This window comes from Hymenobacter monticola (assembly GCF_022811645.1).
GTDB classification, from domain to species: Bacteria; Bacteroidota; Bacteroidia; order Cytophagales; family Hymenobacteraceae; genus Hymenobacter; species Hymenobacter monticola.
Genome location: NZ_CP094534.1, coordinates 3,589,453 through 3,603,553, shown reverse-complemented (window position 1 = coordinate 3,603,553; position 14,101 = coordinate 3,589,453). Strand labels below are relative to the sequence as shown.

The following is a 14,101-nucleotide window of genomic DNA, read 5'->3' as shown; positions in this document are numbered from 1 at the left end:
CATAACGGTCAGTAAAGCCCACTTGTCCATCTACTTGGCCGCCGTCAGCTCCAGCAGGAGCTGGCTGAGGGCGGCTTCCTCGTAGGGCTTGGTGAGGCAGGCGTTCATGCCGGCGGCCAGGTAGGCGGCGCGGTCGGCGGCAAAGGCGTTGGCGGTGAGGGCCACAATGGGCAACTGGGCGCAGGCCGCGTCGGGATGGCGGCGAATGGCCTCCGTCACCTGCACCCCGGTCAGGCCAGGCATGCGGATGTCGAGCAAGGCCACGTCGAACCGCTGCTTGAGCAATTCGGCCAGCGCATCGAGGCCATTGCCTACGGCCGTCACCTGCACGCCCCAGTGTTCGAGGACAGCCACGGCAATGCGCTGGTTCACAAGATTGTCTTCGGCCAGCAGCACGCGCAGGCCGCGCAGGCGCTCGGTGGGCACCACGGGCGGCGCAGGCGCCTGAGCCGTCATGCCTTCCACGGCGCGCGGCAGCGTGAGCAGAAACATGAACAGCGTGCCGTGGCCGGGCCGGCTGCGCAGGCGCAGGGTGCCGCCCATTTGCTCCACCAGTTGCTGGCTGATGGCCAGCCCCAGGCCGGTGCCGCCGTAGCGGCCGCTGGTTTCGGCCGTGGCCTGGGCAAAGGCCTCGAAGATGTGGGCCTGCTCTTTGAGCGGGATGCCAATGCCGGTGTCGTCGACGCGGAAATGCACCGTCAGCGCCTCGGCGGTTTCGTCTATCACGTCGGCCCCGAGCCGGACGTGGCCCTTTTCCGTGAACTTGATGGCGTTCGAGAGTAGGTTGAGCAGCACTTGGTGCAGGCGGTAGGCGTCGCCCACCACGCGGGGCACGGCGGCGGCCAGCGGCTCCACTACCAGCGACAGGCCTTTCTCGGCGGCCAGGGCCGACACGGTCTGGCCGGCGCCTTGCAGGGCCACGCGCAGGTCGAAGGGCGCGTGGCTGAGCTGCAGGTGCTGGGTGGTGATTTTGGTCATGTCAAGCACGTCGTTGAGCAGGGCCAGCAGGTGCTGGCCGGCGTGCTGCATGGTGGCCAGGTAGTCGCGCTGGTCGGCCGTGAGGGGCGTTTTTTGCAGCAGCGTGGCCATGCCCAGCACGCCGTTGAGGGGCGTGCGGATTTCGTGGCTCATGCGGGCTAGGAAGTCTACTTTGGCTTGCGCGTTTTCATCGGCCTCCCATTTGGCTTGTTGCAGGGCTTTCTGAGCCAGGATGCCCTCCGTCACGTCGTAGCCCGAGGCCACCACGTAGGTGGAGTAGCCTTCCTCGCGCACCTCGTAGGAATAGTACTGCAGGTAGCGCCGCTCGCCGCCTCCGGCCCGCACCTGCACCACGCCGGCCTGGGCCTGCTGGGTGCCGTCCAGGTAGGCTTGCACGGCGGCGTGGTGCTCAGACGGAATGGCCTGCTGCAGCCGCTTGCCCACCAGCTGCGCGGCGGGCAGGCCCATGAGGCGCTCAATGGCGGGGTTTACCGACAGGATGTTGCCGGCTTCGTCGTGGGTGCAGATGAGGGCCTGCGAGTAGTACACCAGGTCGTGGTACTGCTTTTCGCGGCGCTCCAGGGCCAGGCGGGCCTGCTTCACGGCCGTCACGTCGGTGCTGATTGTCAGGATGTCAAACTGCCCGTCGAGGCGCCGCAGCGGCCGCTTGTGCACCTCAAAATAGCGCACCTCGCCCGATTTCAGCGTGAAAGGCATTTCCTGCACCTGCGGCTGCCGGGTGGTGCGCACCAGCTGGTTGAGGGCCTGCATCTGCCGCATTTCCTCGCGCACCGGCTCCGGGGCGCCCTCCAGGTGCCAGTGGCTGCCGTGGCCAATCATGGCCTCGTAGGCGGGGTTAGCAAACGAAACGGCGCCGCTGGGGTCCACCAAGTAGAGCACGTTGGGCAGAGCGTCGAGAATCTGGCGCACAAAGTTTTGCTGCACCTGCAGCATCTGCTGCACTTCGTGCTGCAGCTTTTCGGCCGTGTAGCGCGCCGTGATGTCGAGGCCGGCACCCACCACCATGCGCAGTGTGTCGTCGGCGTCGAACACGGGCCGCAGGTGCCGCATGATGAGTTGGGGGCGCTGCTTATGGTCGGTGCGCATTTCTTCCCAGGTCACGTCGGCGCGGGTGCGCACGGCCAGGTCGAAGTACTGCTCCCGCTGCGCGGCCATGTCGGCCGGCTGCCGGCCCTGGCGCAGGGCGAAGTACTCCGCACTGGTCAGCCCAATGATTTGTTGCCGGATTTCCGGGTCGGAAATCGAGGACGGGTTCACAAACAAAAACCGGTGCTCGGCATCGAACACGGCCACGTCGACGGGCAGCAGGTTGAGGATGGACTCGTAGAACTCGCGCTGCCGGGCGAGCTTTTCTTCGGCCCGCTTGCGCGCCGTGATGTCGATGCCCGAGCTGATGACCCGCAGGGCGCCGTCGGCATCGCGCGCCGAGCGGTACCGCAGCAAATGGTAGATGGGCCCATCGGGACTAGGGCGCATTTCTTCCCACACCACCTCTTCCTCGGTTTGCACCGCCTCGGCAAAGGCGGCGCTACGCGTCTGCATAATGGCTTCGGGCCTCTGCCGGAGAGGGCCGGTTTCGGCGCTGGTTTTGCCCAGCATCCAGGCGCGCACGGCGGGGTCGGGCTCCACGGCCGGGTTGAGAAACAGGTAGCGGTGCTCGGCGTCGAACACGGCCACCGCCGAGGGCACCTGCTCCAGCACGCCCTCATAAAACGCCCGCTGCTCGGCCAGGCGCTGTTCGGCCAGGTGGCGCTCGGTCACGTTGGTGAGGTAGAGCGACACGTAGGGCTGGCCGGGCACGGCCACCGCCGAAAACTGGTAGTGCTGCCCCGCCACGGCCAGCGCCTGCTGGGGCACCTGGGGCGCGAGCAGTGCCTCCTGCACCAGCGCCAGCAGGCGTTGCGGCACGGTGCCGGGCGCTTCGGCGGCCAGCGCATCGAGCAGCGGCCGGGCCGCCGGGTTGGCGTAATCCACCTCCCCGGTGGCTGTGAGGCGCAGGATGGGGTTGGGGCTTTGGGCCGGGATGTACGACAGGGTGCGCAGCTCTTCGTCGCGGCGGTGGCGCTCGGTCACGTCGCGGTAGCAAATCAGGCGCCCCGCCCCCGCCGTGTCCAGCACCAGGTAGTCCAGCTCTACCACGCGGCCGTCGGCCAGGGCAAATGCTTCCTGCAGCACGGTTTGCCCGGCCATGTTCAGGGCGCGGGCGCGGGCCGTGAAAGCGGCGGGGTCGGCAAAGGCCTCGTCGATGCGCACGGCGGCGTACGGGATGGGCGGGCCGCCCTCGGCCGGCCCCGCCACGGGCGGCAGCCCAAACAGCTCCCAGAAGCCCTGGCTCACGAACTGAATCTGCCCGGCCTGGTCGACCAGCACCAGGCCGGCCTGCAGGTTCTGGACCAAGGCCGTGAGCTGGGTGTGCTGGTGCTGGGCGGTGCTGGCGGTGCTGGCCAGCTGGTTTTCGAGGGCCGCCAGGCGGGCCTGCGCCTCGGCCAGTGCCGCTTCGGCTTGCGCGCGGCGGGCCTGCTCCACGCGCAGCTGCGCGGCCCAGTCGGCATCAGAGAAGGCAGAGACGGTTTTCATAGCCGGTAGATAGCAGAAAGTGCCTACTTGGTCAGCCGCAAACAGTAATGGTATTTATCCGCTGGCGAATAATGCAAAGCTTAACCGCCATACAAAGTACGGCACAAGGGCTGTTTCTTATGCCAGAAATCGTTTAGTCAGCGACTTCTCAACCCATTACTTCTTAGGAATTAGCCTAGCCGTTCTCCCTCGCAATCTGCTACTACTTAAGCCATCTATGCGTGCCCGCAGGGCAGCGTTTCGGCGGCGCGGGATTCAGCGCTGCCAGGTGGGTTGCTTTGTATTTTCATGTTTGCCTGCCGCGCCCGCCGGGTCGCAGGCCGCCGCGCGCGGTTGCTTTTACTTCGCATTATGTCCCTCAAACTTAAAATCCGCCTGAGTGTGTTCCTGCTGCTTTTGCTGCTGCTGGGGCTGGGCGGCTACGCCTTCTTCACCATCCGCTACCTCGAAAACGGCGCCCACGGCATCGAGCAGCACGATTTCAACCTGGCCCGTTCCACGGTGCTGCTGTTTCTGGTGGCGGGCACGGCCGTGGGCGTCACCATGATGGTGCGGCTGCCGCGCGTGGTGGTGCGCCCGCTGCGCCGCCTCACCGTGGACGTGGAAAAGGTGGCCGGCCCCGGCCCCGCCACCCGCGTGGGCGTGGGCCGGCGCGACGAAGTGGGCTCGGTGGCCACCGCCGTGAACCGCGTGCTCAGCCAGGCCCAAACCGAGCTGCGCACCACCCTGGCCGAGCTATTCACCGAGCGCAACCGCATGGACAGCCTGGTGAGAAGTCTGGACGAGGGCCTGCTGCTGCTTGATGAGCACAACACCATCGTGCTGGCCAATCCCGTGGCCTGCGACCTGCTGGGCCTGCGTCAGCACGAGCTGGAAGGCAAGCCCGCCGCCGCCGTGGCCGAAACCAACGAGCTGCTGCGCGACTTGCTGGCCCCGCTGGCCGCCCACAACCTGGCCGGCGACGACGTGCCCGACCCCGTGTTCACCTTCCCGCACAAGGGCGATGCGCCACACTACCAGCTCAGCATCAGCCCCATCGAAATGAACAGCGGCGGCCCGGCCGGCAAAACCACGTCCGGTGGCCACATCTTTTGCCTGCGCAACGTGTCCGATTTCAAAAAGCTGGACGAGGTAAAATCGACCTTTCTGGCCACCATCTCGCACGAGCTGAAGACGCCGCTGGCCAGCATCAAGCTCAGCCTCATGCTGCTGCAAAACGACCGCACCGACGCCGCCGAGCGCCAGCGCCTGGCCGCCGGCATTGGCGAGGAAACCCAGCGCCTGCTCAGCATGGTGGGCCAGCTCATCGACGTGGCCCGCCTCGACGCGGGCGCCGGCATCAAGCTCGACGTGCAGCGCATGCGCCTGGCCGAGGTCATCGGCTACGCCACCCGAACCGTGCATCCCCAGCTAGCCGACAAGCAGCTGCAGCTCGATATTCAGTTGCCCGAGACGCTGCCCGAGGTACAAGGCGACGTGGAAAAAACCACCTGGGTGCTCATCAACCTCTTGTCCAATGCCATCCGGTATTCACCCGCGGGAGCCCCGCTGGTGGTGCGCGTGCTGCCCTGGGGCGAAATGGTGCGCGTGAGCGTGGAAGACTGCGGCCCCGGCATTCCGGCCGAGTACCACAAGCGCATCTTTCAGCGCTTTGCCGGGGTGCCGGGCCATACGGCCAAAGGCAACAGTTCGGGTTTAGGACTCAGCATCTCGCGGGAATTCATCCACGCGCAGGGTGGGCAGCTATGGGTTGAGAGTCAGCCCGAAAAGGGCAGCCGCTTCCTTTTCACGCTCCCAATACCGGCTTAAATCCGCACAAAAAAAGTTTAACCGCACACCAACAAGCACAAAAACGCACTGGCTTTTGCAGCAGCTTTCACTCTTGGCAAGTGCCCGGGTTTGGGTGCACTTAGCGACGGGCAATTAGGGGCCGAAAGCTAGGCGTTTTCTGGCTTGAAACCTAGCGTTCGGCATGGCGGGCTTTGGGTCTTGGGGCCTATTTCCGGAAGCCAGGTGGCTGATGGAAAGCCGGCGGTGCCTCTGCCCTTCGGGCGCAGCAGTTGTGCGGCTGCTCCCCGCCCAGTATTAATTCTGAGGCGGCCAGGCGGTGCGCAACCAGACACAAGGCCTTTTTTCACGTATTTGGGCTACTTTGGCTGAACTGTGCGCGGCAAGCCGCCGCTCAACCGGTAATGACGGCTCCTATGAAATCATTCTCCTTCCGGCGCATACTAGCGGCAGTGCTTCTGCTGGTGGTGTTGGGGGGCGTGGCGGTGGTGTGGCTGGTGGGCAGCGAGTACGGGCGGCACCTGGTGGCGCAGAAGGTGCGCCGCGCCCTCACCCACGACTCGGAGCTGGTGCTGGAGCCGTTTGAGGTGGAGTTTTCGCCGTGGAGTGATTTTCCGCACCTCACGGCGTCCATCCAGCACATTGCCCTCACCGATACCTCGTTTCGGCGGCGCATGCCGGTGCTCAGCCTGCGCCGCGCCGACCTGCGCCTGGAAATGCTGCCGCTGCTGCGCGGCCAGGTGCTGGTGAAACGGCTGGCCCTGACCGACGTGGACTTTCGGGAGCGGGTCGACTCGCTGGGCCGCTCCTGGGGGCTGCGGGGCAAGCGCAAGCGCGGCACCGGCCGCGCCCCCGTCCTCAACCTCAAGCTGGATGAGCTGCTGGTGAGCAATTTCAATTTCAGCTCGCACAACGGCTACCTGCGCACGGCTTTCGGCGCCCACGCCGACGCGGCCCGCCTGTCGGTGCGCCTGAAAGGCGGCGTGATGCAGGTGGCCGGCACCCTCAACGGGCAGCTGAGCTACCTGCGCACCCGCGCTGGCACTTTGTTCGAGCACGAGCCGGTGCAGGCCTGGGTGCATTACCAATACACCTTCCGCAACCGCCAGGGGCTGCTCTACCGCACCCGCGCCACCCTCAACGGCGACACCATCCGGGTGAGCGGCACCCACACCGTGGCCCCTGACCAGCCCGCCGGCACGCTGCTGAACCTGCGCTTCGTGGGCAACCAGCCCCTCACCGACGTGCTGCACGCCGCCCTGCCCCCGCGCCTGGAGCCCTACTTGGAAGGGGCCACCAGCCCCAGCAAGGCCCACATTCACTACGCCATCACGGGGCTAAGCGGGCCCAAGGTGACGCCGCACAACGTGCTGAGCTTTAGCCTGCGCGCGGCCAGCCTGAAATGGCCCGGCCAGGGCCGCCACATCACCCGCTGGGACCTGGCCGGCACCTACGACAACGGCCCCCGCCACAACATCCGCTCCACCGTGCTCACCCTGAAGCGCTGCCGCATCTACTCGGCCGCGGGCCGGCTCGACGCGGCCCTCACGCTGCGCGACTTCAAGCGGCCCTTCGTGGACGGCCGGCTGCGGGGCCGTGCCGAGCTGGCGGAACTGGCGGCCGTGGTGTCGCCGGGCCGGTGGCGGGCCCGCGGCGGCGTGGCCGACCTCGACGTGCGGGTGCGGGGCCTGCTGCCGCCCCCGCCCAACCGACCTGACCTGGGCCCGCGCAAAAACCTGGCGCTCAATGGCACCGTGAACCTGCACCAGGCCTCTTTTCTGCTCCCCCTACGCGGAGCCGACCTCTCGGAACTCGATGTGAAAGTGGGCCTGCAGGACAGCCTGTGGCGGCTTTCCAACGCCGCGGGCGTGCTCAATGGCATGCACTTCCGGGCCTCGGCCACCACGGTGCACCTGCTCGATTACCTGACGGGCCAGCACCCTACCGCACGCATCAGCGGCAACTTTGCGGTGGACGAGCTGCGGGTGGCCAGCCTGCGCCACCTGCTGCGGCCCCTGCCCCGCGAGGCCGGGCCTGGCTTCTCGCCCACCAGCCTGCCCAAGCGCGCGCGCAACGCCCGCGACAAGGCCCAGTTGGCCACCACGCTGGGCAGCGAGCTGATTCCGCCCGGCCTGCTGCTGAACACCAGCCTGCGCTGCCAGCGCCTGCTGCTGGCCCACGACACGCTCGAAAACCTGGCCGTGACCGTGCGCCACGACGGGCGGCAGGTGCAGCTGCTGAACCTGGCCGGCCGCGTGTGGGGCGGCGACGTGCGCGGCAGCGTGCACTGGCCCACCGACCCCGACAACCGCGTGGCACCCGTGGCCTACGACCTGGGCGTGCACTTTGCCAGCCTCAACTACCGGCAGTTTGTGGAGCGCTTCACCCGGCCCACGCCCGGGGCCGCGCGCCCAGCAAAACCCGGGGCGAAGGAACGCCCCGCCGGCGAGCCCGCGCCCGCCCTGCGCGACCTGCTGCTGGCCGCCAACGGCCGCCTCACGCTCAGCATCGACCGCGCGCAGCTGCCCGAAGACGAGAGCATGGGCCAGGTGAAGTTGCAGCTGCTAAAAACCGGCTCGCTGTTGCGCCTGCCCTACCTGCGCTTCCGCACGCCCGAGGGCGGCTTTGGCGAGGCCCAGGCCACGGCCGAGGTAGAAAATTTCCGCCTGACGGCGGCCGACGCCGACCTGACCCTCCGCTACGCCACGCTGGACGTGACGCGCCTACTGGGCCTCATTTCGAGCCTCACCACCCCCACCGACACCGTGCCCACGGCCCGCAGCCTGGCCCGCATCGAGCGCAAGGCCACGCGCCGCGTCCAGCGCCAGCAAGCCGGCGGCAACCACTCACTGCTCTCGAACGGCCTGCTGAGCGCCGTGCTGCGCGTGGAGGCCGACGAGGTGCACTACGGACCCTTGCGGGGCAGCCGCTTCCGGCTGGTGTCGCACCTGCTGGAGGGCGAGGCCAAGCTCGACAACTGCTCAGTGGACGTGCTGCAGGGCAGCGTCCGCCTGAGCGGCTCCATGCACAGCACGGCCAACCGCGCCCACCACCCCACCCAGCTGCAAATGCGCCTGCAGGACGTGGAGCTGCCCGCCCTCTTCGCCGGGGCCAGCGGCATGGGCCTGAACGTGCTCGGCAGCGACAACATCCGGGGCAGCCTGCGCGGCGTGGCCGACATCCGCACCGACCTGGGCCCGAAGTATCTGCCCAATTTCATGAAAACGGACGGCTACCTGAAGGTAGACTTCCGCAACCTGGAGCTCATCAACGTGGATGCCCTGATGGAGGCGCTGAAGTTCATGAAAGCCGAGCGCACCGGCCACCTTTACTTCGAGCCCGTGACGGGCGAATTTCTGCTCACCCAGGGCCAGCTCATCATCCCCGGCCTGCGCCTGGACAGCAACCTGAGCAACCTTGAAATCAGCGGGCACTACGGGTTGGAGGGCGCCACCAATCTCTTTATCGGCCTCAAGCCCTTCCAGGCGCTTTTTGGCAACAACGAAAAGCGCATCGAGCGCATTCAGCGCGGCGAGCAGGTGAGCCACTCCGACAACGGCAAGCTCACCTACGTGAACCTGCGCCGCACTGCGCCGAAGGAGAAGTATAAAGTCCGCCTTTTCCAGCGCGACGAGCAGCGCGAAGCCATGGCCCGCCTGCGCCAGCAGTACCGCGACTACCTCACCACGCAGCGGCTCGATACCACGGTGCGTCTGCTGCGCTGAGGGCTGTCGCGTGGACGCTGCGAGTCCGCGCCTGGGCGAACACCCTCGCATGCGCGGACTCGCAGCGTCCACGCGACAACCGTCGGGCTCCCCACTCGCTCCGTCTGCCGTTCCTTTGGCTATTGTTTACACCAATCCTTCACATGACGCGCCCCTACCTCACCGCCGCCCTCCTGTTCGCCACCGGCGCTGCCCAGGCCCAAACCCGCGCCCAGGATTCCACCTTCGTGCGGCAGAATTACACCAAGCTCGACCGCCAGATAACCATGCGCGACGGGGTAAAGCTCTACACCACCATCTACGTACCCAAAGATGCCTCGGCGGCCACGCCCTACCCTTTCTTTATGATGCGCACGCCCTACTCGGCCGGGCCGTATGGGGAGGACAAATACCCGACGCGCGGGCCCGGGCCCAGCCGGGAGCTGTCGCGGGAGAAGTACATTTTTGTGCACCAAGACGTGCGCGGGCGCTACATGAGCGAGGGCCAGTTCGAGGAAATGACGCCGTCATTGCCCGCCGGCAAGGCCACGGCAACCGCCCACGACGAGAGCACCGACACCTACGACACCATTGAGTGGCTGCTGAAAAACGTGCCTGGCAACAACGGCCGCGTGGGGATGTCGGGCATCAGCTACCCGGGTTTCTACGCCTCGGCGGCGCTGCCCAATGCTCACCCGGCCCTAAAAGCAGTGTCGCCCCAGGCGCCGGTGACGGATGAGTTCATGGGCGACGACGCGCGGCACAAGGGCGCATTTTTCCTGCTCGACAACTTTGGCTTCACCAATTATTTCGACGTGCCTCGCACCGGGCCGGTGGCCAACTACCAGTCGCTTTTTAAGTTCGAAACCAAGGACGCCTATAAGTTTTTCCTGGACCTGGGCCCGATTAAAAACGCCAACAAGCCGCAGTATTTCAACAACCGCGCCCGTATCTGGAACGAGTACCTGCAGCACGAAACCTACGACGCTTACTGGCAGCAGCGCAACATCCGCCCCGCGCTCACGGGCGTGAAGCCGGCCGTGCTGGTGGTGGGCGGCTGGTACGATGCCGAAGACTTGTACGGGGCCCTGAACACCTACAAGGCCATCGAAAAGCAAAACCCCGGCGCCACCAACCGCCTCGTGATGGGCCCCTGGACCCACGGCGCCTGGAGCCGCCCCGACTGGAGCAAGTTTGGCCCCCTCAATTTCGGCTCGAATACCGCCGAAACCTTCCGCCAGACGCTGGAAACACCGTTTTTCAACTTCTACCTAAAAGACAAAGGCAGCTTCAACCCGGCCGAAGCGACGGTGTTCAACACCGGCACGAACGAGTGGAAGACGTATGCCGCTTGGCCACCGAAGGAGATGGATACGCGCACTATAGTTATTCAGGAAAACGGCCACTTGGCCGTGGTTGGTCCAGCAGTTGAAACCAAAGTATCTAAGGCCCTCAAGGAATCAAATAATCCACACATCACCCGGTTGCCAACCGTCAATAAACTGATTCCTCCAAGCCAATACCTCAGCGACCCGGCCAACCCCGTGCCCTACACCGATGGCGTGCACGGCGGGCGCAACAACGAGTACATGACAGAGGACCAGCGCTTCGCCGCCAAGCGGCCCGACGTGCTCAGCTTCCGCACCGAGACGCTGGCCAACGACCTCACCGTGGCCGGCCCCATCAACGCCGATTTGTGGGTGAGCACCTCCGGCACCGACGCCGATTTTATCGTGAAAGTCATCGACGAGCTGCCCGACGGCACCCAGCGCCTGGTGCGCGCCGAGGTGATGCGCGGCCGCTTCCGCAACAGCTTTTCCAAGCCTGAAGCCTTCAAGCCCAACCAGCCCGCCGAGGTGAAATACGAGCTGCCCGACGTGCTGCACACCTTCCGGAAAGGCCACCGCCTCATGGTGCAGGTGCAAAGCACCTGGTTTCCGCTCGTAGACCGCAACCCGCAGACGTTCGTGCCCATTGCCACGGCTGATGCCAAGGACTTCCAGAAGGCCACCATCCGCCTCTACCACGACGCCGCGCACCCCTCGGCGCTGCGGGTGCCGGTGCTGCCGTAGCAGGCCGGCCGCGCAACCCCAGCCCGACCGTAGCACGTAGGAAGGGCATCATCCACCCCCTTTCCACCGTTTTATGAAACTCCTTCCCCTGATGCTTGCGCTGGGCCTGAGCACCGCCGCCTTCGCCCAAACCACGCCCGCCAGCAACGCCCCGGCCGACAACAACACCAACCCCACCGCGCCCTCCAACAACCAGCCCCGCGTGGGCACGGCCATGGACGGCTCCAACATCGCCAACAACCGCGACAAGCTCTCGCCCGGCACCGGCACCCCGGTCATGGGCCGTTCCGATGCCGAAAAGCGCGCCCACCGCGAGGCCAAGCGCGCCGCCAAAGGCAAGTCGAAATCGAAGATGTAAGGTGACCTTCCGTGAACAACGGACCTGCCTTATAACGTCATGCAGAGCGCCAGCGAAGCATCTTTACCGCGCAAGTAATTGATTTTACTACTGCGGTAAAGATGCTTCGCTGGCGCTCTGCATGACGTTCTGTTTTATTCCTGGCTATCCTTCCAGCCCCTACGCCTCCGCCAGCCCGCGCACAAACGCATCGGTGTAGTCCGGCGCGAAGTGCAGCACGTTGGGCAGGTGGGCAAACTCCACTGCTTCGTGCGTGGTGGTGAGCACCACGGCCTTCATGCCGGCATTCAGAGCGGCTTCGGCGCCCTTGGGCACGTCCTCGAACACGAGGCAGTCGGCCGGGGCCGCGCCGAGCTGGGCGGCGGCTTTGAGGAAGGTTTCGGGGTGGGGCTTGCTCAGCGTCACGTCGTCGGCGCTCACGATGGCGCGGAAATAGTGCCGGATGTGCAGGTTATCGAGCACGAAATCGATGTTGAACGGAATGGCCGCCGAGCCGATGGCCATGGGAATGCCCGCCCGGTGGGCGGCTTCCAAAAACGCGGGCAGCCCGGGCAGCAGCGCCAGGCTGGGCCGGTATTCCTGCTGGTAGCGCCGCTCTTTTTCCAGCGAGAGGCGGTCCATTTCCTCACTCGTAAACCGGTCGGGGCCGAACATGCTCACCAGCACCTCCTGGTTTTTGCCGTACATCTGCGGCTTCACTTCTTCGTGGGTAAAGCTGCCGCCCAGGTCGTGGTTGAACAGGTGGCGCCAGGCGCGGGTGTGGAAGTCCATGTCGTGAATCATGGTCCCGTTCAGGTCGAAAATAAAGGCTTTCATGTAGCGCGAAGGTTGTGGTTCGCGTGCCTGCACGACAGCCGAACGATGCGAACGGCGCGGGGCACGCGAACCACAAAGTTCGCGCTACGGCCCTAATAGCTCTCTTTCAGAAAGCCGAAGCCGCGCCATTCGGCCCGGTAGGTGTCGGGAAAGTTGGTTTTGATGTGCTGGCGCAGGGCGCGCAGCATGGGGCGCAGCTTGTCTTCCTGGGCGTTTTTGGTGCCGGCGGCCCGGGCGCTGTCGCCGCGGGTGGTGCTGGAGGTGGCGGCCAGCGGGGCGTATTCCTGCTCGACTTTCCGCCAGAAGGCGGTGCCGTACTTGCTCTGGTCGTAGTCCGATTCCTTGAGGGCGCTGGCCAGCTTGTCGAGGGCTTTGGCGCGGGCGGGGCGGGCGCGGGGCAGGCCCCAGTCGCCGCCTTCGCGCACCAGCCCGAAGGTTTCGTAGTAGGCCTCGCCCTTTTTGCGGGAGCCGTGCTGCTCGGTGAGGTAGTTTTTCACGAATTTGAGGCTGGTGTCGGCCTGCTTGTCCAGTTCGGCCAGGCGCTGGGCGGCGGGGCTCAGGTCGTCGTCGGCCGCGTCGGCGGTGCCCACACCGGCCCGGAAGGCCACGGCGGCGGCCCGCAGTTGGGTTTTGCTGCACCAGAGCAGCGCCGGCAGCGGGGAGGCGTCCCAGGCGTCGGCGGCTTTCAGGCCCAGGGTGGCCAGCTCGAACTCGCCGGCGGGCAGCACGTCCTTGGTTTGGCCCTTTTTGGGCTTTTCGGGTTGGGTAGAGCCCGTGGCTCCGGTAGCAGATGGGGGCATGCGCGGTGGGGTTTGGGAAGCTGAATGGATGAGTACCCCGGCAAGGTATTGCTTTTTCCTCAGCTTCTTAGCGCTGCTACGGTGGCTTGGGCAGCAGGGCTCCCTGCCGGGCTCCGCCGGCTTGCCTTTGGGCAGCAGGGAGCCCTGCCGGGGCGGTGGGAGTCGGACGGAGGCGGCAGGGCTCCCTGCCGGGCTGGTCGGAGTCGGACGGGGGCAGCAGGGGTCCCTGCTGGGCTGGTCGGAGTCGGACGGGGGCGGCGGGAAGCCCTGCTGGGGGCGGAACTTTGACTTTGAAAAAAGCACGAGGTGACTGGGCAGAAAAACAGGGCGGTGAACATACCTTGCATAAGCGCAGCACCCCTCCTGCCGTGCTTTCCGTCGTTGCACCAGTCTTAATTCTTTAGCGCGTATGCTCCCGGCCTATCCCCTATGTAGAAGATGCGTTTTAAGAGACCCTTCTTTTTTTGCAACGCTGGTCTTTGTCGTCGCGAAAGACTTATCCATATTCGTTTTCTATTTCATTCTGTTGAAATACAACCTGACGAACGAAACCTATACCAGTGACATGATGAGCAGCTTTCCCGCAGCGCCCAGAATGACAGTTATGGACATGCTAGGGGCGTCGCTGTACATTACTTTTTTTCCACTATTGATAGACTTCTGCCTTGTTTCATGGATTCAAAAAACCCTCACAAAAAATAGCAAGAGCAATGTCCCAGCGTTTTTATTGCTCGGCATAGTTTTACATCTGCCAATAATATTGTTTTGGATTTTTATGAATTCCCAAGGCGCTATCATTTTAAATACCGCCAGTAAGATTGGCTTACTAGCAAGCATGCCGTTTGCGGGGTTCTTTTGGATGATAGTAAATCTTAAACCAATCCCTAAAGCGGTATAATCAAGAGCACTTGGCCCGCTGCCTGCTGTAGCGCGAACTGTGTAGTTCGCGTGCCTCGCGCCGTTCGGGCATCGTTCTGCCACGCGAAC

8 protein-coding genes are annotated in these 14,101 nt (G+C 65.1%); 5 read left to right on the top strand and 3 right to left on the bottom strand.

The window, feature by feature from the left end; translation table 11 throughout:
- Positions 1-30: 30 nt before the first annotated feature.
- Complete coding sequence (locus tag MTP16_RS14935) at positions 31-3,576, bottom strand: PAS domain S-box protein (protein ID WP_243511018.1); 3,546 nt, start codon at positions 3,574-3,576, stop codon at positions 31-33.
- Between the two features lie 351 nt (positions 3,577-3,927).
- Here MTP16_RS14935 and MTP16_RS14930 point away from each other — a divergent pair, with 351 nt between their 5' ends.
- The 4 genes from MTP16_RS14930 (at position 3,928) to MTP16_RS14915 (ending at position 11,498) form a co-directional block, all read left to right on the top strand.
- Positions 3,928-5,385 carry a HAMP domain-containing sensor histidine kinase gene (locus MTP16_RS14930; protein WP_243511017.1) on the top strand — a complete coding sequence of 486 codons (1,458 nt, stop codon included), beginning with the start codon at positions 3,928-3,930 and terminating at the stop codon, positions 5,383-5,385.
- Positions 5,386-5,780: 395 nt separating this feature from the next.
- On the top strand, positions 5,781-9,089 hold the full coding sequence (locus MTP16_RS14925; protein ID WP_243511012.1) for an AsmA family protein: 3,309 nt from the start codon (positions 5,781-5,783) through the stop codon (positions 9,087-9,089).
- 143 nt (positions 9,090-9,232) lie between these two features.
- Positions 9,233-11,140 (top strand): CocE/NonD family hydrolase, encoded by a 1,908-nt coding sequence (locus MTP16_RS14920; RefSeq protein WP_243511004.1) that lies wholly within the window; start codon positions 9,233-9,235, stop codon positions 11,138-11,140.
- Between the two features lie 73 nt (positions 11,141-11,213).
- Positions 11,214-11,498 (top strand): hypothetical protein, encoded by a 285-nt coding sequence (locus MTP16_RS14915; protein ID WP_243511001.1) that lies wholly within the window; start codon positions 11,214-11,216, stop codon positions 11,496-11,498.
- A 159-nt stretch (positions 11,499-11,657) separates the two neighbouring features.
- On the opposite strand, the gene MTP16_RS14910 is transcribed toward MTP16_RS14915, so the two are convergent.
- Both MTP16_RS14910 and MTP16_RS14905 read right to left on the bottom strand, forming a co-directional pair.
- Positions 11,658-12,314 carry an HAD family hydrolase gene (locus MTP16_RS14910; RefSeq protein ID WP_243510998.1) on the bottom strand — a complete coding sequence of 219 codons (657 nt, stop codon included), beginning with the start codon at positions 12,312-12,314 and terminating at the stop codon, positions 11,658-11,660.
- Between the two features lie 92 nt (positions 12,315-12,406).
- Positions 12,407-13,114 (bottom strand): hypothetical protein, encoded by a 708-nt coding sequence (locus tag MTP16_RS14905; RefSeq protein WP_243510995.1) that lies wholly within the window; start codon positions 13,112-13,114, stop codon positions 12,407-12,409.
- Positions 13,115-13,640: 526 nt separating this feature from the next.
- Here MTP16_RS14905 and MTP16_RS14900 point away from each other — a divergent pair.
- Complete coding sequence (locus tag MTP16_RS14900) at positions 13,641-14,012, top strand: hypothetical protein (RefSeq protein WP_243510991.1); 372 nt, start codon at positions 13,641-13,643, stop codon at positions 14,010-14,012.
- The last annotated feature ends 89 nt before the right edge of the window (positions 14,013-14,101 follow it).